This is a genomic window from Bacillus gobiensis (assembly GCF_001278705.1).
GTDB classification, from domain to species: Bacteria; Bacillota; Bacilli; order Bacillales; family Bacillaceae; genus Bacillus; species Bacillus gobiensis.
Map to the genome: position 1 here is coordinate 3,870,006 of NZ_CP012600.1, position 23,111 is coordinate 3,893,116.

Consider the following 23,111-nt stretch of genomic DNA (forward strand, 5'->3'; position numbering starts at 1 on the left):
GGAATTTTATCATGAGAGACGTAATTAAAGACCCGTTTAGATGATCCGACTTTTCACATCAAAAAGATCTATCATTTATTAATAGTTAACAAGCTAAAGCATTAGATAAAGATGATACCTTTTTGTCTCATAAAATTAATTTGTATGTTATAAAAATAAAATTACTTATGACCTTCGACACGGATAAATCTAATTAAGAATAAAAACACGTCGAATTTTGTTACATTTGATCGAATTGACGCGGATAATGTAACAGGTTAATCTTTGGTTGAAACGAAGTCGTGTTTGATATTTAGATTCAAAGATGATTTTTTCCACCCTTCTGCTAATTTAATAAATTCAAATGCAAGCTGTACATTTTACATTGAAAAGTTTTGATCACATATCTTCTATATAAAGTTAGTAATGTACAATTTGCAGCACAAATCGAAATAATCATTTATTACTTTAGCAAACAAATCTAAATACTCAGCACAGAGGCCGTTTCCAGGTCTAAGAAAATTGGGAATCTTCAATTTTTTTAGATACATTATTTAAGGGAGAGAGAGGTATTTTATGAACAAGTTTGTAAAGAAAGCAACAGCATTAACCTTTACTACAGCTTTATTAGTCAGTGGCGGAACTCAAGCTTTTGCGCAAGAAAAGGACAGCAAAGATTTCAATGAAAGCTATGGGATTTCTCATATCACACGTGAGGATATGAGTAAATTGCCTGTACAGCATGGCAACGAAAAATTTGAAGTTCCAAAATTCGATGAGAAATCAATCAAAAATATCCCTTCCGCAAAAGGATTAGATGTATGGGATACTTGGCCTCTTCAAAATGCTGATGGAACAGTGGCAGAATATAAAGGCTACGAAATCGTTTTTGGCTTGGCAGGTAACCCTAAAGATTCAAATGATACATTTGTTTACATGTTCTATAAGAAAAAAGGCGACAATTCTATTGAGAACTGGAAAAACGCTGGTAAAGTATTTAAGCCAAATGATAAATACGCACCAAACGATCCGATTCTAGACAAACAATCAGAAGAATGGTCAGGTTCTGCAACCTTAACAACTGAAGGTGATGTTCGCTTATTCTATACAAGCCGTCAGAAAATGGAGCCAGAGGCTGGACAATTTGGTAAACAAACCTTAACAACAGCTAAAATCAATGTATCTCAACCAGATTCTGATCAGCTGAAAATTGATGGTGTAGAAGATTTCAAAACGATCTTTGATGGAGACGGGAAATACTATCAAACTGTTGAGCAAGCTTTCGGTAATGGAGATTATTCTGATAATCATACATTAAGAGACCCTCACTATATTGAAGACAATGGCCGTAAATATCTTGTTTTTGAAGCAAATACTGGGACAGAAGTTGGTTACCAAGGAGAGGAATCTCTGTATAACAAAGCTTACTACGGTAATAGCGAAGCATACTTCCAAGCAGAAAAAACGAAATTGTTGCAAAGTGATAAAAAGGATTTAGCAGAAATGGCAAACGGAGTACTTGGAATTATTGAAATCAATGACGATTATTCTGTAAAGAGAGTAATGAAACCGTTGATTGCATCTAATACTGTAACTGATGAAATTGAAAGAGCCAATGTATTTAAAAAGAATGGCAAATGGTACTTGTTCACAAGTTCTAGAGGATCTAAAATGACTACTGACGGTGTTGATGCTAAAGATATTTACATGTTTGGCTACGTGTCAAATTCTTTATCTGAAGGATACAAACCTTTAAATGATACAGGAATGGTACTGCACCATAGACTTGATCCTAAAGACATTACTTGGAATTACGCACACTTTGTAATTCCGCAAAAGAATAGTGATAATTTTGTTGTCACAAGCTACATGACCAATAGAGGGTATTTTGAAGACCATCAATCTACCTTTGCTCCAAGTTTCCAACTGAACATTAAAGGATCAAAAACATCTGTCGTAAAAGACAGCATCTTGGAACAAGGACAAGTAACAGTTGATGGTGAAGGCAAAAAGAAGTAAATAAAATTAAGGATAATATGTAGTGGGCTGGTGGAATATCCTGGAGAAAATGTCGGTTATATACCGACATTTTCTTTTTTGTTTAAATGTTAACTGCTGCCTAAGAAAATATCCTGATGGCAAATGAGAATATTAATGACTATTGTAGCATCATTAGATGATGTACGAAGTAACTAGATGGCTTATAATGTCACATAGTTTCTTGGAAATGAAAGGGTTTACTTTTACGAATATTACAATACTAGATAAGTTTTCGTATGCTTATCGACCCATTTTTCAATATAATACTTTTATCCTGTGGTTTATTTACAAAAATAATGCCATAAAAATGATTATGTGAAATTATGAAAACCTTTGCTTTTTTTAACCTTTAAGGGTAGAAATGATATTCAAAAATATTTATAGATAATCTTAAAGACGAATATTAAATGTATAAAAACAATTAAAAATGTTATTTTTTACGTATTTTTGATTCGATTAAATCTTTAAATAGTCAAACGTTCGTTGTAACCGCATAAAAAATATAGTTGTAAAATCTAAATTATGTATAAAAAACGACCTTTTTTCAGTGCTGGATAAATAGAGAAAGAAACTAAAGAAATTGTTATAGTAAAATTAACATGAGATTAATAAAACATTTAAATCTATAACAATAGTCGTAGTTATATAGTATTGAAAATGAATAAAAGTTGAATCTTGTGACCTTTGATCGATTTGACTCAAAGAAATTATCCAGTTAATCTTGGGTTGAAGCAAAATCGTGTCTGATATTTAGATTTTAGGAGATTATTTTCCCCCTAATCGGTTTCTGACTTAATAAATTCACTTGCAAATAAGTACATATGAAACATTTAAACTGGCCAGGCCTCATGAACTTATTATTTAGATATTCGTTCTATTTTAGTGGGGAATGTTACGGTACAATTTGCAGTCTTGATTGGCAGTTATCAATTTAGGGAGGATTTTATTAAGTTAGCAAAAAAATCTAATAATCTAATACATAACACGAGGAAGTTTCATGATCTGAAAGATTGAGAAATTATCATTTTCAATTTTTTAGATACGTCATTAAAAGGAGAGGAATTTATGAAGATCAACAAGTTTGTGAAACAAGCAACAGCATTAACCTTTACTACAGCGTTGCTAGTAGGAGGCGGAACTCAAGCTTTTGCGAAAGAAGCAGAAAGCAGAGATCACAATGAAAGCTATGGAATTTCTCATATCACTCGTTCCGATATGCTTAAACTTCCTCAACAGCATGACAATGCACGTTTTGAAGTACCGAAATTCGATGCCGATTCAATCAGAAACATCCCTACTGCACAAGGATACGATAAGAATGGCAACTTTACAGAATTAGATGTATGGGATAGCTGGCCGCTGCAAAATGCTGATGGCACAGTAGCAGAGTACAATGGATATCATCTTCTATTTACTTTAGCTGGAAACCCTAAAGATCCAAACGAAGCGTTTATTTACTTATTCTATAAAAAAGCTGGCGAAAATTCTCTAGACAGCTGGAAAAATGCTGGTAGAGTATTTGACGATGCTGATAAATTCAAACCAAATGATCCACATCTAAAATATCAAACTCAAGAGTGGTCAGGTTCTGCAACTTTAACATCTGACGGCGAACTACGCTTATTCTATACTGATTTCTCTGGTGCTCCTCAAGATGGCGGTACTGGTTACGGTAAACAAACATTAACTACTGCTCAAGTCAATGTATCAGAACCAAATGCTGGAACTATCCAAGTTGATGGTGTAGAAGATCACAAATCTATCTACGATGGTGGAGACGGCAAAATTTATCAAAATGTTCAAGGATTTATCGATGCTGGAGCTTATAATTCTGGCGATAACCATACTTTAAGAGACCCTCATTATATTGAAGATAAAGGCCGTAAATATCTTGTGTTTGAAGCAAATACTGGAACTGAATATGGTTACCAAGGCGAAGATTCTCTATTCAATAGAGCTTACTATGGTATGAAAAAAGATGCGTTCCAAGCTGAAAAGAGCAAATTGCTTCAAAGTGATAAAAAACATTTAGCAGAAATGGCTAATGGTGCACTAGGTATTATTGAAATTAACGACGATTATACGTTGAAAAAAGAAATGGAACCATTAATCACATCTAACACAATCACTGATGAAATCGAACGTGCTAACATCTTTAAAAAGGATGGCAAATGGTACCTATTTACAAGTGCTAGAGGATCTAAAATGACGATTGACGGAATCGATGATAAAGACATTTACATGTTTGGTTATTCATCAGGATCCCTAACTGGTAAATACAAGCCTTTAAATGATACTGGAATCGTATTGCACCACAGACTTGACAAAAACGATGTTACATTTAACTACGCTCACTTTGTCATTCCACAAAAGAATAGTGATAAATTCGTAGTTACAAATTACATGGTAAACAAAGGTCAGTTCGAAGACCGCCACACTACTTTTGGCCCAAGCTTCTTGCTGAACATTAAAGGTTCAAATACTTCAATTGAAAAAGACAGCATCTTGGAACAAGGTCAAATAACAGTAGACAGCCAAGACAAAAAGTAATTCCTGAAATACTTGGAATAGAAAAATGCCGACATCGTTCGGCATTTTTCTTTATGAAAATATGAAACCGCTAAAAACCATAAGAACATTTAATACCATATGCCAAATTAATGAAGGGAAAATACTTCCGGATTTGATCGTAATTCCTCCATAAAACAACCCGCCAAGAGTAAAACCAATACAGACACTCCATGGAAATCCGAGCGAATAATGCTGCAATCCAAAGCCTAAACTTGTAATCACAACTGCCCATCTTTCCCCTAACTGCTCTGAAAAACGGCTAAGAAGAGCGCCTCTCCATACAAGCTCTTCAAGCACTGCGTTTGTAATAGTAAATATGATCGTTAATAACCAAACTTCTTGAATAAATGACCATCCATTTAGAATAATAAATGGAAGAAAGATGAAAAAATTGATCGTTAACGCAATGAGCAGAAATGATTTAACTTTTGTTTGGTGAAAACCCGACCAGATAAAAGGGAAGCAAATAAACTCATTCCATTGCGGTTTTTTCCAATACCGTACGAACGGGACTTTGTAGAAGAAAGAGAATGCGAATAACGGAAGTAAAATAAAAAACAATGACAACCTGTTTAGAAATATATGCAATTCCCTTGGTTCGAGTTTTAATTGGGAATTCACTTGCAAATATGTAAAAAAACCGATGCCGAATAGTATGCTCGTAAGAACAAATAGTCGCAAAAGCTTATCTGAAGTAACGAAAAGATAAACTGCACAAACGCCCCAAATACTTAAAAGAAGGTAGTTGTTTGTTTGAAGAAAAATAAGTAATGCTGCAAATAAACATAATGAAATGGTTTTTTTATGCTTTATATTCGCTGCCTCCCTAAGACTTAGCTCCAAAAAAATCTATTATAATGGATGGGGGAACGAACCCCCCAAGAGCGCTGCATCTAGATTATTAATTTAATACTATACCATAATACTATAATTTTCCACGTTATTTTTCCTGCACAAGTTGATTATGAGCTGCCTTATACTTATAGTATTCTCAAAAAAACTTTACTCCGTTTCTGTATGCTGCTGTGATGGATTTTTTTATAAAAGTTTGTTTAATCGGTACGAGCATAAGCAGGAAGCCAACAAATACGAGAATTCCGGAAATACCAAATGATGCTTGAGGGAATAACATCTCACCGAATATACCCGATAAGATGGGCGCTAACCCCGCACCAAACCAACGGACAAAATTATAAACAACTGATGTTACACTCCTGGCATAAGGTGATGATTCCATGGCATGAGTAGTGAATAAAGCATTATTCAACCCGGAAACAAGGCCTGACAAAATCACAAGGGCAATCTTACCTCGAGAGAAGCAGCAATAAAAAATGAATGTATAAAAGACATTACATCAAAACACTTTGGCCGCTATATTTTTTTTAAGAGGAGACTAAGACTCGAAAAAGAGGAAATTTCCTGGTGTAAATGGGTGTTATCTTTATTGGAGAAGTAGAGAGACAAGAAAATTCTTAAACAAAAAGAAGCGCTCAAACGGCGCTTCTTTTTGTTTGGTTATATTATCGCATGTTCATTTCGCTTGGCTTAGGACCTTTGCGTTGGTTCTTGTCAAGCTTATTAATCTTATCCATTTCATCAGCTGTTAATTCAAAATCAAATATATTAAAGTTTTCTTCAATTCGTGAAGGTGTTACAGATTTAGGAATGACGATCGTATTGTTTTGCAAGTGCCAGCGAAGCACAACTTGAGCTGCTGTTTTGCCATGCGTATCAGCAATCTCTTGAACGACCTCATCTTTAAGAACATCGCCGCCTTGGTCTAACGGACTCCATGCTTCTACAAAGATATCGTGTTTGGCACAGAAGTCTTTCAACTCATTTTGCACAAGATATGGATGGCATTCCACTTGGTTCAAAACAGGCTTTACGTCGCATTCGGCAAAAAGACGTTCCAAATGCTCAATATCAAAATTACAAACACCGATCGCTTTCACGCGGCCATCATTATAAAGCTTTTCTAACGCTTTGTATGTATCCACGTACTCATCGAATTGAGGAGTCGGCCAATGAATTAAATACAAATCTACATAATCAAGTCCGAGCCTTTCAAGACTTTCATCAAATGCCCGTAATGTGTTGTCATAGCCTTGATCGCTGTTCCATACTTTTGTCGTAATAAATAAATCTTCGCGAGGAACAGACGCATTCTTGATCGCTTTTCCGACCCCTTTTTCATTTTTGTAAATCATAGCTGTATCAATAGAGGTATAACCAACTTCAATTGCTTTTTCTACGGCAGTTGTAGCTTGATCATCTTCTACTTGCCATACACCAAATCCGAGCTGGGGCATTTTTAGACCATTATTTAATGTAACGAAATCCATTTGAAAGCACTCCTTGTCGTTTGATTCTTAAATAGTATATCGAGTTTTTGATTGTATTGTCATACAATGTGCTTCGGGCTGTTATACGTTTAGCTATTTAGAATGCTATTGCTGTACCGTAAATTTCTTTACCTTCAGTGGAGAGAGAATGTAGTCGCCTACTTGAGAGCTGAATGATTTAAAGTGCGGCGTTTTTTCATGTTCTTCAAGATCAGATGCCGTATCCCATTCTTCTAGCATAATAAACGTATTTTTTACTTCTACATCTTGAACTAGAAAATAACTAATATTTCCCGGCTCTTGTTGTGAAGCTTGTACTAGAGGTTTAACAAAATTTAAAAACGCTTCTGTCTTTTCTGGATTGACCTCCATATATGCGTGAATAACAATCATTTCAATTCCCTCCATGTCATAAAATTTATTTCCTTACTCTACCCATTGAATGATTTGTGATCTCGTTTGTCTTGTTTTTTCACGTGGTTCTTTCACACGGAAGCCAAAAGCAACCATACAAGAGATGCCAAATTGATTTGTATCAAGTATACCTTCTTCTACTAGAATTTGCTCGACTTTACCTTTATCGAAGCCTTCCATCGGACAAGAATCGATGCCGATTTGTGCAGCTGCGGTCATCATGTTTCCTAATGCAATATACGTTTGTCTGCATCCCCATTCAAACATAGCACGTTCATTACCAAGCAAGTCAAAATCGGATTCTAGAAATTTATGATATAAACCGCCTTTTCCTATCACCACATCTTCTGGGAGTTGTTGAACATCTTTCATCATACGGAGAATATGCTTAGAATCAGCAAGCAGCTCTTTCGGTGTTCTAGACAAGATAATAACAAAGTGGCTGGATGTTGGTAATTGTTTTTGTCCTCCCCAAGTAACTGGCAATAGTTTATCCCTTAGAGTTTCATTTTGAATGACAAGAAACTTCCATGGTTCAAAACCAAATGAACTAGGAGATAAACGTCCTGTTTCTAAGATGAAATTAAAATCTTGTTCACTTATTTTTTTGGCAGGGTCAAATTCTTTAGTTGCATGTCTATACTGATATGCCTGTAGTATGTCTTCTTTTTTATTTGTCATGATCGTCATGAATAACACTTCCTTTTTATTAAATTTAATAGCTTTTCATATAAGTAAAGTATAAGTTGTTGGATTTAATATTGTAAGTACGCACATAATTGTTGTATAGTACCACCTTTTATACCATTAAAATATTGTCGATTAGCCTTCTGCTGAACCTGTCTATAATTTTTAAGCTCTATTATCATTGATCAATGTACTAAGACACTTAAGAAAAACTAGATTATCTGCTATAATGTTATTTATCATAGTATATTCTCCTTTTGTATGGGCTGGGCAAAAGGTCAAACCCCAATACAATTAGGGGATTTTTTATGGATTTATACCGGCTTTTCTTTCATTTTACAGAATGTTTGTAAAGCTAGATTGTTTTAAGAGGGAGGATAATGGATGAAAAAGGTAAAAATTGGTTTGGCGTATCAAATATTAATTGGACTTATACTCGGTATTGTAGTAGGTGCAATATTTTACGGTAATGATAACATTGCAGCTTACTTGCAGCCGATTGGAGATATATTTCTTCGGGCGATAAAAATGATCGTTGTTCCAATTGTGATTGCTTCTATTGTAGTTGGTGTAGCTGGTGTAGGAGATTTGAAAAGGGTCGGAAGATTAGGATTTAAAACAATATTGTATTTCGAGATTGTAACAACGATCGCCATGGTTGTAGGGTTGTTATTCGCCAACATATTCCAGCCGGGTGTTGGTATTGATCGATCAAAATTAACAGAAAGCAGTATTTCTCAATATGAAGAAACAGCAGAAACCCAGGAAGAGCACGGAGTTGTAGAGACATTTGTAGAAATTATACCGACGAATATTTTCCAAGCATTTGTCGAGGGAGATATGCTTGCTATTGTTTTCTTTTCTGTTCTCTTTGGAGCTGGAGTTGCAGCGATAGGAGAACGAGGTAAACCAGTCTTGGACTTTTTCCAAGGTGTTGGGGATACGATGTTCTGGATTACAAACCAAATCATGAAGCTGGCGCCTTTTGGGGTATTTGCTTTAATTGGCATTACGGTATCTAAGTTTGGATTAGAATCGCTGATTCCGCTTGGAAAACTGGCAATCGTTACGTATGGAAGTATGGTCTTTTTTGTAATTGTCGTATTTAATATAATTGCAAGAATAGCCGGAATCCGTTTGTTCTCGTTGCTACGTTTGTTAAAGGATGAAATTTTGCTTGCTTTTTCTACTTCGAGTTCAGAAACAGTACTCCCAAGAGTCATGCAAAAGCTTGAAAAGTTTGGTTGTCCGAAGGCAATCACTTCCTTTGTAGTTCCGACAGGCTATACGTTTAATTTGGACGGTTCTACACTTTATCAAGCTTTAGCCTCCGTTTTTATTGCTCAAATGTTTGGTGTAGAAATAACGATCGGACAGCAGCTTATGATTGTTCTCGTGCTTATTGTGACTTCAAAAGGTATTGCTGCAGTGCCAGGCGCGTCATTCGTTGTGTTGCTTGCCACATTAAATGCAGTAAATTTACCTGTAGAAGGTCTTGCTTTTATTGCCGGTATTGACCGGATCTTAGATATGGGCAGAACTGCTGTGAATGTTGTCGGGAACTCTTTAGCGGCGGTTGTTATTTCTAAATGGGAAGGTAAATTCAACCAAGAAAAACAAGTTGCGTAATAAACCCCAAAAAAGACCCGTATCACTAAAAGTGGTACGGGTTTTTTTGATATGGATGATTAGACAAACGGAGCCTATCCATAAAAAGCTTATCGTCTGATAATAATATCTAGTCTTGTATTACGGTTATTTTTTTACCTGTCTCTGCAGAATTTTGTATTGCGTCTAACAGTTGATGCAATTTGACAGCGTCATTAAAATTGGGCATTTGCCGTTTATTTTCTGCTATATCTTGCGCGAAACGATGATACGCTCTTTCAACATACCCTGCTGGATAACGATCTTTTTCGGAGGATATTCTTATTTCTTCCGAAAAGGCATGATCAATTTCAGAATGCAAGGACGAATAATTAGGATGTGTGATTTTTTCGACGGTCAGGTTACCAAATTGTACGTGACCAACGGAATTGCTCTGTTTTAAACGAAATACACCCTTTTCTCCTCTAACTTCCAAATGAAACTCAGGATATACTCCCCCTTGAATGTGTACGGATGCAGTGATTCCATCAATTAGTGTTCCGTGTATTGCGATTTGATCAGCTGTAGTTTTAGCCGTTGTTAAACCGGTTTCTTGGATGATTGCTTCGGAATAATTTTGACTCATTACAGCTGAGACTTTTTTAAAATCACTAAGAATGTAGCAAAGCACATCAAGCGAGTGCCCGCCATTTATCGTAAGGAGACTCGCTCCCTTTTCTTTTTTTAATAGATAAGCGTTTCTTTCATCTGTGATTCTGCCTTTTCCTTGTGTAGCGACTTGCATTGTACAGGAAAGGACCCTGCCGATTTCCCCTTGTTTGATCGCTTGTTTTACATAATTGACCTCCGGTGATTGCCGTGCTTGTAATCCAATCACGTGGTGAATATTCGCTTGATCGGCCATTTTTGCCATCTCTTTCGCTTCAGAGGTGTTTATTCCCAATGGCCATTCACAATAGAGGTGCTTCTTTTCTTCAATGGCAGTGATGGCAGCTTCATAATGGAAAGGAACCTTCACACTTACGACGACTAAATCAACATCTTCGGATTTTGCTAATTCCCTATGATTAGTAAAAGCTAAGGGAGCGTTAATCGCCATGGCGCTTTTTTTCGCGGTTTCCATCTTAGATGTCCCAATAGCCGTAATTTGATAAAAAGGACTTTCTTTCAGAACGGGAATATGTGTTTTGCTCGCCCACTGATTATTTAAAGAACCTCCTATAATCCCGGCATTAATTACATTTTGCTTCATGGTTTATCCCTCCAAAATGCGTATTGCATTTAGTATACTTAATAAGTGATATCATAAATAATGTTAATTTATGATAGTAGTATCACTATTTTTGATAGGGAGGTGCATCAATGGATATCGAAAACTTGAAAGCTTTTATAACAGTTGCCGAACTAAAAAGCATATCTGCTGCGGCGATAAAGCTTAATCACCTCCAATCCAATATGACTGCGAAAATAAAGAAGATTGAATCCTATTATAATCAAGAGCTGTTTATTAGAAATTCAAAAGGTATGGAATTAACTAAAGATGGAGAAAAATTATATCACCAATTAAAAAAGATCTTGATCCTCTGGGAAGAAACTGAAAATAAAATGAAAAAGCACGAAGAAACGCTCAGGATAGGGACGATGATATCAGTTGGTGGAACTCAATTCTCCTCAGCATTAAATAAACTTTATCAAACATACCCTGACTTATCGGTTACGTTAAAAACGGGTTCCACTGATTATATTGAACATCAAATTCTTGGCGGAACAATTGATATAGCTTATACGATTGGATCGTCAAATCATAAGAAAATCACCTATAAAAAAGTGGGGCAAGAAGAGCTGGTTATTATCGGTAAAGGTATTGAGAAAAACACAATTTTTAAAGAGTATATCAGCCGAAAAAATCTGCTTGTTCTTTCGGATAAATGCTTGTATCTCACGTTGTTACGCAATATTTTCACAGGCATGGGTCGTGAGTATGGGGAAATCATTGAAGTAGGCGATCCGGAATCACTCTTGCAGTTTTCAATAATGGGAATGGGGATTTCCTTAGTATCGAAACGTACGGCAAACCGCTACAACATCAACAATTATATAGAGGTACCTTCAGTTTATAAATACATCAACATTTACTTAATTACTCGTTTGCACCATGAATTAACACCTATTGAAAGACAATTTACAGAATTGAATCATTCGCTTGTGAACGAATAATGGAGAGAAAGTATTTAACCGAATGGTTGACTAATTCTAGGTTGTTCTTTATTGTTAACTATATGGTTAAACAAAGTAGCCACAATTTAGATTGGATTTTTCATGCTACGTCAGACCGAATTATTACGGTGGGTATTTAATGATTGCAGGGTTGAAAGAGATCGTAGAAAGCGAATGAATTAAAAAATAAGGAGATGTTTTTAATGGAAAAGGTGACACCATTCTTAATGTTCGAAGGAAATGCGGAAGAAGCCATGAATTATTATACTTCTTTGATTGAAGAATCAGAAATTACCAGAATCACTCGTTATGGACCAAATGAAGCAGGAGATGAGGGCAGTGTGATGCAGGCTGTCTTTTCATTAAAAGGACAGGAATTTATGTGCATTGACAGTAACGTAAAGCATGAGTTCACGTTTACCCCTTCCTTTTCAGTGTTTCTTACATGTGATTCTGAAGAGGAAATTACCCGGCTTTATGAGAGCCTCTCAGATGGCGGGGGCGCCCTAATGCCATTAGGTGATTATTTCTTTAGTAAGAAGTTCGGTTGGATTGTCGATAGGTTTGGAGTTTCATGGCAGCTCAATTTTCCAAGCTAAATGTTGGATGGTGTTCCTTCTAAAGAGGAGCGCCATTTTTTATTCCTCCTTTACATAAAGAGTTGAAAATGCCCTGTTCTTTAGTTAAAGAAGTATTCAAATTTTAGATTTTAAAATTACATATTTTTTTAACAATTTTTGTTTACATTTTTAGTGCACAGAAGTATGATAATCATCGGTTTCATATTTCTAAATCGCTGAGACCTAAAGGTGCGGGGGAACCATTTTTGTGGATTGTTACACAATCCAAAGGGGTGAATCCTTTTAAAAGGTAGGGCTACTCAAATGGTCCGAATCCGACAGCTAACCTCGTAAGCGTTATATGAGAAGGAAGGTGGAGCTTGTGAGACAAAAATTATATTGTCTTCAGGCCTATTATCTATGGCTTGCAGGCATTTTTTATTTTAATTGAACTAAAGTGTTTTCGTAGAGTGTTATTTGATATACAGGAAAAGATATGTTTAATACAATCTGGTAGTGAAATTTGTGATTTCTTCTCTAAAGAGATTTTTAATAGGCCGGCCATTAAAATCAACTGAACTAGGGGAACAGAAGCTTAACAAAACAAAAGCATTAGCCATCCTATCTTCTGACGTTTTATCATCAGTAGCCTATGGTCCGGAGCAAATTTTAATTGTCCTGGCAACAGTTGGTGCAGTAGCATTTTGGTATTCAATTCCGATAGCAATGGGAGTATTAATTCTATTAACTGCTCTCATATTGTCGTACAGGCAGATTATCTTTCGCCTATCCTCATGGCGGTGGAGCGTATGTAGTATCAAAGCATAATTTGGGTATAAATCCGGGGTTAATCGCTGGAGGATCCTTGCTGGTAGATTATATTTTAACAGTGGCAGTTAGTGTATCTGCTGGTACAGATGCGATAACATCTGCATTTCCTGCCTTACATTCTTATAATGTGATCATTGCGATTATCTTTGTGATTTTTCTTACCATCTTAAATTTAAGAGGGGTAACGGAATCCGCCTCTATTTTGGCGTATCCGGTGTATTTATTTGTTTTAGCGTTATTCGTATTGATTGGTGTGGGCATCTACAACATTGTAACAGGTCAGGTTCCGCCTGATTTACATCCATCAATTGGTACACCCGTGGCAGGAATCAGTTTATTCATCCTCCTGCGAGCGTTTGCCTCAGGCAGCTCTGCTTTAACAGGAGTTGAAGCCATTTCGAATGCCATTCCCAATTTTAAAGACCCGGCACCTAATAATGCAGCTAAAACGTTACTTGCGATGGGTGCCTTGCTCGCTTTGTTATTTTCGGGAATTGTATATTTGGCCTATTATTACGGGATTACTCCCAGTGAAGAGGTCACTGTTGTCTCACAACTTACGGAAGAGACATTTGGTCGAAATTTCATGTATTTCTTTATCCAAGGAACTACAGCATTGATATTGATCCTGGCTGCCAATACAGGTTATTCAGCGTTCCCATTACTTGCGGTTAATCTTGCCAAGGATAAGTTTATTCCAAGAATGTTTACAATAAGAGGAGACCGGTTAGGATACTCGAATGGGATTATTATTCTTGGGATTGCCTCGATCATATTAATTCTTGCTTTTAAAGGACAAACTGAACAGCTTATCCCGCTATATGCAGTCGGCGTGTTTATTCCATTTACGCTGTCTCAGTCGGGAATGATTGTTAAATGGATTCGTGAAAAACCAAAAGGATGGGTATTTAGGCTTGTTATTAATTCAACCGGTGCCTTGATTAGCTTTACCGTTACGATCATTTTCTTTTTAACCAAATTCGCACAGGTTTGGCCAGTCTTAGTTTTTTTACCCATTATCGTTTTTGTTTTTCACCAGATAAAGAAGCATTATGACGCAGTTGGCGACCAATTGCGACTGACAACATGTGAACCTTCTGTCCCGATTAATGGGAACGTCATTATTGTTCCTGTGGCTGGTATGACTCATGTAGTAGAGAACACGTTAAACTATGCTAAAACTCTTTCGGCAGAAAAGATCATTGCCGTTTACGTTGCGTTTGACAGAGAAGTCGAAAGAAAGTTTGAAGAAAAGTGGAAGAAATGGCAGCCTGATGTCAGACTCGTGACACTTCACTCTCACTATAGAAGTATTATTCATCCTTTGACCAAATTTGTTGATACGGTTGAGCACAAAGCCAGAGAGTCGGATTATCGGGTTACGGTCGTCATCCCTCAGTTTATTCCTAAAAAAGGCTGGCACAATATTCTTCATAACCAATCTAGTTTATTGATTCGGGCATATTTGCTTTATCGGCGGGACGTAGTCGTTACTACTGTCCCTTACCATTTAAAAAAATGAGTTTTTACGGGTGTCTCCTTAATGAGGCACCTTTTTTAATTATACCTTTTAATAATTTTTTTCTTTTTCAGGCAGGAATAGGATAAACATAAGAGAATGATTTGTAGTCGGAATAAAAATTAGAGGGGAATGGGCAAGTATGGGAATACAAATGAAAAGTATCTTTGTTAATTTACCGGTGAAAGATTTGGAAAAAACGAAAGAATTTTTTTCGAAAATTGGTTTTGAATTTAACGAAAAATTTACTGATGAAAATGCAGCGAGCATGGTGATTGGTGAAAATATCTTTGCCATGCTGTTGGTGGAAGAGTTTTTTAAAACGTTTACGAAAAAAGAACTTTCTGATGCAGCAAAAAGTACAGAAGTTATCGTTGGGTTAGCAGTTGATAGCAGGGATAAGGTTGATGAGATTGTAAATAAAGCGCTGGATGCAGGCGGAAAGCCTTCAAATGATCCGATGGACCATGGCTTTATGTACGGATGGAGTTTTGAGGACATAGACGGCCATCTTTGGGAAGTCTTTTACATGGATGAAAGTGCAGTCTGAGCAAGAGTAAAAATAAGAAATTGATCGCCCTGAACTTCTTTGATAAACCTATAGGCACAATCCTTTCATGTGGAGTTGTGTCTTTTTCATTTTAAAGTACAGTGTTTGCTGGTTCGGTTCAGCAGGAAAAAAGTGTGTAATGTAGAAATTTATTTAAGAGATTATATATTTTCTATTAGCGAAAAAAGGTCAACCTCATACTTAAGAACAGGAGAAATTCTAAGTTATGTACGAACTAAAAACAAAAGAAAATGACAGCAGTGTCATTGAGTTTATTGAAAATGTCGATAGCCCTAAAAAACGTGAAGATGCATATAAATTATTAGATATTTTCACAGAAACGACTGGCTGTCAAGCGAAGATGTGGGGGCCGAGCATTATCGGTTTTGGTTCCTATCATTATAAATATGAATCCGGTCACGAAGGCGATGCGCCGCTTGTTGGCTTTTCACCTCGAAAAGCAAAAATCAGCTTGTATTTTGCGACTGGTGATACAAAACGAGAGGAATTGTTAAAGGACTTTGGAAAACATACAACAGGAAAAGCGTGTGTATACATTAATAAGGTGGCAGATATTGATGTTGACGTGTTAAAAGCGTTAATTCATCAATCTGTTGCGTTTTTAAGAGAAACGTATCCAAACCAGTAGAAAGCGATTATGTTTTTAGGGAACCCTATATATGGAGGAATGCAAAATGAACCATCTTGTTGTCTATGCACACCCACATCCTGAAAGTTTTAATCATGCAATATTGGAAACAGCTGTTAAAGCTTTAGAAGACAAAGGTCATCAGGTGTTTGTAAGAGATTTGTATGCATTGGATTTTCAGCCTGTTCTGAAGCCCCAAGATACGGCTGCGATGAAATCAGGCAATATTCCTGACGATATTAAAACCGAACAAGAGTTCATTACAAAAGCAGATGTTATCACATTTATCTATCCAATTTGGTGGTCGGGTCTTCCTGCCATTCTCAAAGGTTATGTAGACCGGGTATTCGCCTATGGCTTTGCTTATGCTTATGGGGAAGGAGAAATTATTCAGTTACTTAAAGGGAAAAAAGGTTTGATCATTAATACTCACGGTACTCCTAAAGAGATTTACGACGAAATGGGAATGACCGCCAGTTTAACCATTACTTCAGATGTTGGCATATTTGATTTTACAGGGATTGAACCTTTGGATCATTTACTGTTTGGCAATGTCTCTGAATACCTTGAAGAAGCAGCGCTGAAGGATATCCTCAAGCAGGTTGAAGAGAAAATCAATTCTCTTTTTTAGCAAGAGGTACTGATTTTTAATCAAATATGAACAAAAAAGTTTGGAGAAAATCGCCAAACTTTTTCTAATTCGGATTCTTTCTATAGAAGTCGATGATATTTCCGTATCGATCCGACTCGATATGGCAGCACTCCATCAGCCTCTCCTTTAGCATTTCCCGTCCGCGCTGCACTCTTGATTTGGCTCCTGAATAGGAGATGGCGAGCCGGCTGCTTAGTTGTTTTTGGGACATGCCCTTTAGCTCGGTGAGTTCGAGTGCATCTCTATATTTATCCGGTAATCGTTGAATCGTTGACTTGAAGCATGAAATCACTCCTTTTTCAAAATTCTCTTCCTCATATTCATCATTTGTTTCAATATGAAACGGCAGTTCCTCTGTCCGTTTTTCTTTCCGGTAGTAATCCACGATACTATTGCGGGCAATTTGATAAATCCATGATTGTACTTTATTTTCATCCTTTAACTCGGAAATATGGCCGTGTATCTTCATAAACACATTTTGGACGATATCTTCCACATCAGAATGATTATATGTTCTTTTTGAGATAAATCGTCTGACGGGTAGATGATATTCATTCCAGAGAACTTGGATATCCATGAAAGTTTCTCTCCTTGCGTTCGTTATATTTTGCCTGCGCCATCTTTAGTGTACATCAATTTTAGAAGAAGGAGGAGCATTATAGTCTCACTTGGCAACTGGCATACCATTAGGAGACTTTGTTAAATCAATGTTTTAATTCGTATAATATTTTTAGATATACGGAATAAATACGTGGGTGAGCTAGTTTATTCTAAAACGTAAGGCAGGTATTCATTTATGTTTGATCCAACCGTCTTTGAAAATCTAAAAGTTGCTATTGAAAATCAGATTTATGATTTGGATAATTTGTCGGGAAAAATTAAGATAACCAATCGGATAGATCGACTTGATATGTCAGTACTGTCGAGAGAATTCGCGATACAATTCTCACTATTAGATCGAAGTGATATCTCTGCAGAAATTCGACTGGTTGCACCTTTGAGAGAACTGGCGGCAGAAATAATGGAAGTGCCGGGAGAAAATCCTGGCTGTATACTAATCTTGCGTTTTTATATTCAAATCATAAATATATCGATGCAGTGCGAAATCATTCAAGACATAATGCAGCAAATTTGGAGTCTCGACATTGCCCCGACTCAAACATTACGCTTTGTTTACGGCAGGGAAGAATCCATTTATATGAATACGATCGAGCTGGAATTCAATCGTAAAATTAACGAGGATCATATGGGCGATATCCCCAATTTAATTGATCATGTGCTTCGAACCCTTTCTGAATTAAGAAATATATAAGGACTGAAGAATACTTAGGAAATTGCCTCCCGCTAGCTTTTGGGAGGTTTTTTATTCCTGCTAACCGACAAACTTTTTTAGTGGTAATCTATCGCGTCAAAATAAGAACATAAAATGATTATCGATAAAATCTTTTGTTAAACTTTCCCTTCTTTTGTTAATTAAATATTAAAATACATAGTTACATATATGAAAATACTTGTCATGTCATTATAATGTAAAATGCCAGATATTATTAAAGGGTTGATGATATGAAACCATTGTATATAAAAGTGAAAGAAGCACTTGATAAAGATATAAGAACCGGAAAGATTATGGTGGGAGACCGGCTGCCTTCAGAGCTGGAGCTGGCGAAACAGTCTAAAGTCAGCAGAGAAACTGTTCGTTCTGCAATTCGATTACTGGAGGAAGAGGGAAAAGTCCATGTTAAACACGGAGTCGGGACCTTTGTTGTCAATCCTATACCTCATGCGCCAAGCAGTTTAGAAAAATTAATGAGTGTAACCTCCATGATTAAATATGCCGGTCTTGAGGACGGAGAAAAACGGGAAAATATTAAAGTAGAAAGAACGAATGAAGAATGGGCTTCACTTCTACAGCTCAATCACGAGGAGGAAGTGATTGTCCATGAAAGAATTCGAACAGCTGATCAGGAGCCGGTCGTATTCTCGAAAAATATCCTGCCGAAAAAACTTGTCGGAGAATCACTTATAGCAAAAGGTTCAATAGGGTCTTTGTTTCAGTATTTAAAAGAAGAATGCAAAATTGATATTTATAAAGCGGCAGCGGAAATCGTTGTTCCTTTACATACTGATCGAAATTGCCAAAAGCTTTTGATATACCCTGATACGACAGTTTTGCTATTAAAACAGATTCATTATGATCGGAATAATCAGCCAGTATTATATTCGTATGATTACTTTAGAAATGATATTTTTAAATTCTCTGTGGAAAGAACGAAAATTGATTTTTAACTATGAAAAAGTTCTATCTCATTTTGATGCAAGAAGGGTTCTTCTCTTTTTGTAAAAATGAAATAGAACTTTTTTAATTTTTAGGCAGTCTTCTTAACAAATTTTATACATAATTCAAAATATCAATTTACATTCGGATGTTAAGTTATAAAAGTATGAAGTATAGACAACTAATAATAATTCAAATGATAATTATCGTTTTCTCCTACGATTACATTCAATATACAGTTATTGTTGTCTATACTTCTTTTTTATCCGGAATAAAAAATTACTAATATTATACGAATGTACAACTAGGGGAGGAGGTGTAAAGTTGTGGTACTTTAGGACACTGAGAAAAAGAAGAATAATAGAATTTATTGGTCTTTCAATATTTTTGCTATTCTTTTTCGGTCCATTATTAAATTTGGTTTTATTAGCTTTTTCTGGAAAGTGGGAGCATCCTGATAAATGGCCTTCTACATGGTCTTTGGAATGGTGGTCGTATGTTCTACAGGATGAATCGATCCTTCGAGCTATGGGGCTGTCATTTTTAATTGCTTCTCTAGTCACCTTGATTTCTTTAATCATTTGTTTACCGGCTGCCTATGCGTTTGCCAGAATTAGCTTTCCGTTACGACGATTTTTTCTGTTCTCATTTTTATTAACAAATGCTTTTCCGAAAATGGGGTTGTACGTTGCAATTGCCGTTCTGTTTTACCAGTTTAATCTGATGAACACCTTTACTGGTATTATTCTAATCCATCTGATTAACACCCTGATGTTTATGACGTGGATTCCATCGGCTGCCTTTGAAAATGTCCATCGTTCTCAAGAAGAATCAGCGCGAGATGCCGGAGCTTCGCCTCTGAGGGTTTTTTGGCACATCACTCTGCCGATGGCAAAGCCGGGAATCATTGTAGCTTCAGTCTTTACCTTCCTAAACTCATTAGATGAAGCGGAGGGAACCTTTTTAGTCGGAATCCCGGATTTTCAGACGATGCCCGTCATCATGTACACGATCATTGCTGATTATCCGAGTACAGCAGGTGCGGTATTTTCCGTCATTCTGACATTGCCGACGATTATATTATTGATGGCTGCCAGAAAATTTGTCGGTGCGGATTCCTTTGCCGATGGATTGCGAATGAAATAATCGAAGAAAGGAGAGAGTCATTTGCCTGTACAGTTATCGATTCAAAATTTAACCAAGATTTATGAGACAGGAGAAGGAGTCAAAGATATTTCCATTGATGTAGAAAAAGGACAACTGGTTACACTGCTTGGCCCGTCCGGCTGTGGGAAAACGACGGTATTGCGAAGCGCTGGCGGTTTCATTGAGCCAAACAGCGGGTCCATCAAGATTGGCGGGAATGAAGTGCTTCACTTGCCACCTGAAAAGCGGCCGACTGCGATGGTTTTTCAAAGCTACAATTTATGGCCGCATATGACAGTTTTTGATAATCTGGCTTTCAGTCTCAAGCTGAAAAAAGTCAAAAAACAGGAAATAAAAGAAAAGGTTTCATGGGCGTTAGCTCTCGTTCGATTATCAGGAGCCGAGAAAAAATATCCCGGTGAACTTTCGGGAGGACAGCAGCAACGGATTGCATTGGCTCGAGCACTTTTATTAAATCCGGAAGTTCTGCTTTTGGATGAGCCGTTTTCTGCTCTTGATGCAAAACTACGCCATGAATTAAGGGAAGAATTGCGAGAAATTCAGGCACAGCAAAACTTAACAATGCTGTTTGTTACCCATGATCAAGAAGAGGCCTTGTCCATATCAGACAAAGTAGTCGTTATGAATCATGGCAACATTGAGCAGATTGCAACTCCGAAAGAAATTTATAACAATCCGGCTTCTCTATTTGTTGCTCAGTTTATCGGCAGAATGAACTTTTTAAATGGACAAGCAGAATCAAATCTAATAAATGCCGGAACGCTTCAGTTTCCTAATCCTGGTCATAATAACGGCGACGTTACTATAGCCATTCGCCCGGAAGACGTATCCGTAGCTGAACCTTTTGAAAACGGACTGGAAGCGAGAGTAGATAAAGTGATGATGCTCGGACATTATGTAGAAGTTACAATACATAGCATGTTGGGACAAATTAAGATGTTTGTTGACAGCAGTAAAATAGACCAGTTTCGTCTTGATGAAAATATCAAGGTGAAGTTTACTAAAATCCAATCTTTTCAAAATTCAAATTCTGCAAAATTAGAAGATAGGAGTGAAGTTTATGAAAATGTTTAAAAAAGCAATAGCATTTGCGGCTATGGGAGCTACAGTACTATCTCTTGCTGCATGCGGAAGCAGCGAAAGCGGGTCAACAAATTCTAATGGTGATGAAGTTACGAAAATTTCACTGTACAGCAGCGGATCTCAAAATGTCGAGATGTTTTGGGAAAAGGTCGTTAGTGATTTTGAAAAGGAAAATAAAAATATTGATGTCGACTTTGTCTTTGTCCCATCTGGAACAGGAGGCCAGGCAACGATCGATAAGATTGTCGCTGCAAAGAAATCAGGCAAAGATTCAAAGGTCGATCTTTATGAAGGGCAATTAGCTGATATTGTTCGAAGTAATGAAGAAGGCGGTTTGTTTTATTCATTAGATGAAACAGGAATCCCGAACCTTAAGAACGTTCAAGAAGCGAATATGAAAGGAACGAATAATATAGCTGTTCCATATCGTGCTGCGTCTGTCGTACTTGCCTACAATTCGGAAAAGGTGAAGGACGTCCCAAACACAGCTGATGAAATGTATCAGTGGATAAAAGACCATCCCGGCAGGTTTGCCTACAACGACCCAAGTACTGGTGGATCAGGCAGCTCATTTGTGTTATCGACAATCTATAACCAATTGCCTGCAGACGCAATGAATTCACAAGATGAAAGCATTATGAAAGATTGGAATAAAGGTTTCGGAATATTAAAAGATTTGGCTCCTCATTTATACAAAGAAGGGGTTTATCCGAAGAAAAACCAAGGAACATTGGACTTGCTTGCAAACGGTGAAGTGGATATGATTCCCGTTTGGTCTGATATGGCGTTGGAACAGTTAAATAAAAAATTATTGCCCGAATCTACTAAATTGAAGCAAATTGATCCTGCATTTACTGGCGGACCATCCTACATGATGGCACCAGATAATGGAGATGAAAAGCGGAAAGAAGCAGCGCAAACATTTATGAATTACATTCTTACGAAAGAAGTTCAACAGACAGTTATGGATCAGATGTATGGCTACCCTGGAATTAAGTGGGAGCACTTGTCCAAAGAGGACCAAGAACGTTTTGCTGATGTCAGCGGCGGATATCGAATTTTCAACGGCGGAGCATTATCCGAAGAATTAACAAAACAATGGCAAAGAGAGATCCCTACTCGATGAGTAAAAAATGGAAATTGAGCATGTTAGGAATTGGGCTCGTTATGCCCTCTTTCCTAACATTGCTTGTCCTTGTAATCTATCCGGTGTTCCTTTCTGTTAAAGAGAGTTTTACAAACGGAGAAGGACAATTCAGCTTTGAAAATTATATTTATATTTTTACGGAGCTATTAATTGTTCAAAACATCCGCCATACGTTATTTGTCACGGTTATTTCATGTATTTTTGTTCTGGGTATCGGCTATTTGCTTGCTGTTTATTTGCGCTTTTCCAACAGCGCTGTTTCAAAGTGGATCAACAAACTATACTTTATTCCTATGTTTATACCGGGGGTTATTGCTGTATACGGCTTTATCAATTTTTATCGAGACAATGGCTGGGTAGCAAGATTCGTCGGAGAAAATAATTTACCTCCTATTATTTACGATGTGAAGGGATTGTTGATGATCAATATTTGGTTCAATATTCCTTTTACAACGATGCTATTAGTACCTGCGCTTCAGGCAATTCCGAATTCAATTATCGAAAGTGCAAGGGATTCCGGTGCGAAAAAACTTCAGCTATTTACGAGGTTTATTCTGCCTTTGTCTTATCGGACGATGCTCATTGCGGTGACGTTCTTATTCATGGGGATTGTAGGCAGCTTTACGGCTCCATTTTTAATTGATCGGAATGCGCCGCAGATGCTCGGTGTTTCCATGCAGCAGCATTTCGCTGTCTATAATGAACTCGGACAGTCCAGCAGCTTGGCCGTTTTTATGTTTTTAATGTGCTCATTTGTCGGATTCTTTTATATACGCAGTAACTTGAGTCATTCGAAAAAACGTTTTTAAAGGCGGGA

At 36.9% G+C, this 23,111-nt stretch carries 20 protein-coding genes, 2 pseudogenes and 1 riboswitch; of the genes and pseudogenes, 16 read left to right on the forward strand and 6 right to left on the reverse strand.

Annotation, left to right across the window (positions count from 1 at the left end):
- The first annotated feature begins 555 nt into the window (after positions 1-555).
- Together AM592_RS19460 and AM592_RS19465 are read left to right on the forward strand one after the other, a co-directional pair.
- Positions 556-1,998, forward strand: a complete 1,443-nt coding sequence (locus AM592_RS19460; RefSeq protein WP_053605313.1) for a glycoside hydrolase family 68 protein — start codon at positions 556-558, stop codon at positions 1,996-1,998.
- Positions 1,999-3,084: 1,086 nt separating this feature from the next.
- The gene (locus tag AM592_RS19465; RefSeq protein WP_053605314.1) at positions 3,085-4,569 is read left to right on the forward strand and encodes a glycoside hydrolase family 68 protein; all 1,485 of its coding nucleotides are present in this window, start codon (positions 3,085-3,087) and stop codon (positions 4,567-4,569) included.
- Positions 4,570-4,620: 51 nt separating this feature from the next.
- On the opposite strand, the gene AM592_RS19470 is transcribed toward AM592_RS19465, so the two are convergent.
- Entirely contained in the window at positions 4,621-5,151 is a 531-nt protein-coding gene (locus tag AM592_RS19470) for a CPBP family intramembrane glutamic endopeptidase (protein ID WP_225970283.1), read from the reverse strand.
- A 757-nt stretch (positions 5,152-5,908) separates the two neighbouring features.
- On the opposite strand from AM592_RS19470, the pseudogene AM592_RS25400 reads away from it, so the two are divergent.
- Positions 5,909-6,046: pseudogene (locus AM592_RS25400) on the forward strand (hypothetical protein); the annotation flags it as partial.
- A gap of 64 nt (positions 6,047-6,110) precedes the next feature.
- Here the strand turns inward: AM592_RS25400 and AM592_RS19480 are convergent.
- The 3 genes from AM592_RS19480 to AM592_RS19490 form a co-directional block, all read right to left on the reverse strand.
- A complete protein-coding gene (locus AM592_RS19480; RefSeq protein WP_053605316.1) occupies positions 6,111-6,935 on the reverse strand; it encodes an aldo/keto reductase in 825 nt (274 codons plus the stop codon).
- A gap of 105 nt (positions 6,936-7,040) precedes the next feature.
- The gene (locus AM592_RS19485) at positions 7,041-7,328 is read right to left on the reverse strand and encodes a putative quinol monooxygenase (protein ID WP_053605317.1); all 288 of its coding nucleotides are present in this window, start codon (positions 7,326-7,328) and stop codon (positions 7,041-7,043) included.
- A gap of 33 nt (positions 7,329-7,361) precedes the next feature.
- Positions 7,362-8,039, reverse strand: coding sequence for an NAD(P)H-dependent oxidoreductase (locus AM592_RS19490; RefSeq protein ID WP_053605318.1), 678 nt, complete (start codon positions 8,037-8,039; stop codon positions 7,362-7,364).
- Between the two features lie 381 nt (positions 8,040-8,420).
- Between AM592_RS19490 and AM592_RS19495 the strand changes: the two genes are divergently transcribed.
- A complete protein-coding gene (locus AM592_RS19495) occupies positions 8,421-9,665 on the forward strand; it encodes a cation:dicarboxylate symporter family transporter (RefSeq protein ID WP_053605319.1) in 1,245 nt (414 codons plus the stop codon).
- A gap of 109 nt (positions 9,666-9,774) precedes the next feature.
- Here AM592_RS19495 and AM592_RS19500 read toward each other — a convergent pair whose 3' ends face one another.
- Complete coding sequence (locus tag AM592_RS19500; protein ID WP_053605320.1) at positions 9,775-10,896, reverse strand: Gfo/Idh/MocA family protein; 1,122 nt, start codon at positions 10,894-10,896, stop codon at positions 9,775-9,777.
- Between the two features lie 110 nt (positions 10,897-11,006).
- Between AM592_RS19500 and AM592_RS19505 the strand changes: the two genes are divergently transcribed.
- From AM592_RS19505 to AM592_RS19530, 6 genes and pseudogenes are all read left to right on the forward strand, one after another.
- The gene (locus AM592_RS19505; protein ID WP_053605321.1) at positions 11,007-11,861 is read left to right on the forward strand and encodes a LysR family transcriptional regulator; all 855 of its coding nucleotides are present in this window, start codon (positions 11,007-11,009) and stop codon (positions 11,859-11,861) included.
- A 203-nt stretch (positions 11,862-12,064) separates the two neighbouring features.
- A complete protein-coding gene (locus AM592_RS19510) occupies positions 12,065-12,460 on the forward strand; it encodes a VOC family protein (RefSeq protein WP_053605322.1) in 396 nt (131 codons plus the stop codon).
- Between the two features lie 185 nt (positions 12,461-12,645).
- Positions 12,646-12,794: riboswitch (cyclic di-AMP (ydaO/yuaA leader) on the forward strand.
- A 152-nt stretch (positions 12,795-12,946) separates the two neighbouring features.
- Positions 12,947-14,774, forward strand: a pseudogene (locus AM592_RS19515) (APC family permease).
- A gap of 139 nt (positions 14,775-14,913) precedes the next feature.
- Positions 14,914-15,321, forward strand: coding sequence for a VOC family protein (locus tag AM592_RS19520; RefSeq protein WP_053605323.1), 408 nt, complete (start codon positions 14,914-14,916; stop codon positions 15,319-15,321).
- Positions 15,322-15,547: 226 nt separating this feature from the next.
- Positions 15,548-15,970 (forward strand): DUF1801 domain-containing protein, encoded by a 423-nt coding sequence (locus AM592_RS19525; RefSeq protein ID WP_053605324.1) that lies wholly within the window; start codon positions 15,548-15,550, stop codon positions 15,968-15,970.
- 46 nt (positions 15,971-16,016) lie between these two features.
- Entirely contained in the window at positions 16,017-16,601 is a 585-nt protein-coding gene (locus AM592_RS19530) for an NAD(P)H-dependent oxidoreductase (protein ID WP_053605325.1), read from the forward strand.
- Between the two features lie 64 nt (positions 16,602-16,665).
- Here the strand turns inward: AM592_RS19530 and sigZ are convergent, their stop codons facing one another.
- Positions 16,666-17,199 carry an RNA polymerase sigma factor SigZ gene (sigZ, locus tag AM592_RS19535; RefSeq protein WP_053605326.1) on the reverse strand — a complete coding sequence of 178 codons (534 nt, stop codon included), beginning with the start codon at positions 17,197-17,199 and terminating at the stop codon, positions 16,666-16,668.
- A 219-nt stretch (positions 17,200-17,418) separates the two neighbouring features.
- Here sigZ and AM592_RS19540 point away from each other — a divergent pair, with 219 nt between their 5' ends.
- The 6 genes from AM592_RS19540 (at position 17,419) to AM592_RS19565 (ending at position 23,103) form a co-directional block, all read left to right on the forward strand.
- Complete coding sequence (locus AM592_RS19540; RefSeq protein ID WP_053605327.1) at positions 17,419-17,934, forward strand: hypothetical protein; 516 nt, start codon at positions 17,419-17,421, stop codon at positions 17,932-17,934.
- A 251-nt stretch (positions 17,935-18,185) separates the two neighbouring features.
- Positions 18,186-18,908, forward strand: coding sequence for a GntR family transcriptional regulator (locus tag AM592_RS19545; protein WP_053605328.1), 723 nt, complete (start codon positions 18,186-18,188; stop codon positions 18,906-18,908).
- A gap of 313 nt (positions 18,909-19,221) precedes the next feature.
- Complete coding sequence (locus tag AM592_RS19550) at positions 19,222-20,043, forward strand: ABC transporter permease (protein ID WP_053605329.1); 822 nt, start codon at positions 19,222-19,224, stop codon at positions 20,041-20,043.
- Positions 20,044-20,064: 21 nt separating this feature from the next.
- On the forward strand, positions 20,065-21,138 hold the full coding sequence (locus AM592_RS19555; RefSeq protein ID WP_053605330.1) for an ABC transporter ATP-binding protein: 1,074 nt from the start codon (positions 20,065-20,067) through the stop codon (positions 21,136-21,138).
- A complete protein-coding gene (locus AM592_RS19560; protein WP_225970284.1) occupies positions 21,125-22,273 on the forward strand; it encodes an extracellular solute-binding protein in 1,149 nt (382 codons plus the stop codon). Before AM592_RS19555 ends, AM592_RS19560 begins: the two co-directional genes overlap by 14 nt.
- Positions 22,270-23,103 carry an ABC transporter permease gene (locus AM592_RS19565; RefSeq protein ID WP_053605331.1) on the forward strand — a complete coding sequence of 278 codons (834 nt, stop codon included), beginning with the start codon at positions 22,270-22,272 and terminating at the stop codon, positions 23,101-23,103. The genes AM592_RS19560 and AM592_RS19565 overlap by 4 nt, the downstream gene beginning before the upstream one ends.
- Positions 23,104-23,111: the final 8 nt, after the last annotated feature.

Coding starts and splice junctions, on each gene's coding strand:
- AM592_RS19490 (WP_053605318.1), bottom strand. CDS start 8,039: ATGACGATCATGACAAATAAAAAAGAAGACATACTACAGGCATATCAG.
- AM592_RS19520 (WP_053605323.1), top strand. CDS start 14,914: ATGGGAATACAAATGAAAAGTATCTTTGTTAATTTACCGGTGAAAGAT.
- AM592_RS19560 (WP_225970284.1), top strand. CDS start 21,125: ATGAAAATGTTTAAAAAAGCAATAGCATTTGCGGCTATGGGAGCTACA.
- AM592_RS19505 (WP_053605321.1), top strand. CDS start 11,007: ATGGATATCGAAAACTTGAAAGCTTTTATAACAGTTGCCGAACTAAAA.
- AM592_RS19485 (WP_053605317.1), bottom strand. CDS start 7,328: ATGATTGTTATTCACGCATATATGGAGGTCAATCCAGAAAAGACAGAA.
- sigZ (WP_053605326.1), bottom strand. CDS start 17,199: ATGGATATCCAAGTTCTCTGGAATGAATATCATCTACCCGTCAGACGA.
- AM592_RS19465 (WP_053605314.1), top strand. CDS start 3,085: ATGAAGATCAACAAGTTTGTGAAACAAGCAACAGCATTAACCTTTACT.
- AM592_RS19525 (WP_053605324.1), top strand. CDS start 15,548: ATGTACGAACTAAAAACAAAAGAAAATGACAGCAGTGTCATTGAGTTT.
- AM592_RS19480 (WP_053605316.1), bottom strand. CDS start 6,935: ATGGATTTCGTTACATTAAATAATGGTCTAAAAATGCCCCAGCTCGGA.
- AM592_RS19530 (WP_053605325.1), top strand. CDS start 16,017: ATGAACCATCTTGTTGTCTATGCACACCCACATCCTGAAAGTTTTAAT.
- AM592_RS19545 (WP_053605328.1), top strand. CDS start 18,186: ATGAAACCATTGTATATAAAAGTGAAAGAAGCACTTGATAAAGATATA.
- AM592_RS19460 (WP_053605313.1), top strand. CDS start 556: ATGAACAAGTTTGTAAAGAAAGCAACAGCATTAACCTTTACTACAGCT.
- AM592_RS19495 (WP_053605319.1), top strand. CDS start 8,421: ATGAAAAAGGTAAAAATTGGTTTGGCGTATCAAATATTAATTGGACTT.
- AM592_RS19540 (WP_053605327.1), top strand. CDS start 17,419: ATGTTTGATCCAACCGTCTTTGAAAATCTAAAAGTTGCTATTGAAAAT.
- AM592_RS19510 (WP_053605322.1), top strand. CDS start 12,065: ATGGAAAAGGTGACACCATTCTTAATGTTCGAAGGAAATGCGGAAGAA.
- AM592_RS19500 (WP_053605320.1), bottom strand. CDS start 10,896: ATGAAGCAAAATGTAATTAATGCCGGGATTATAGGAGGTTCTTTAAAT.
- AM592_RS19565 (WP_053605331.1), top strand. CDS start 22,270: ATGAGTAAAAAATGGAAATTGAGCATGTTAGGAATTGGGCTCGTTATG.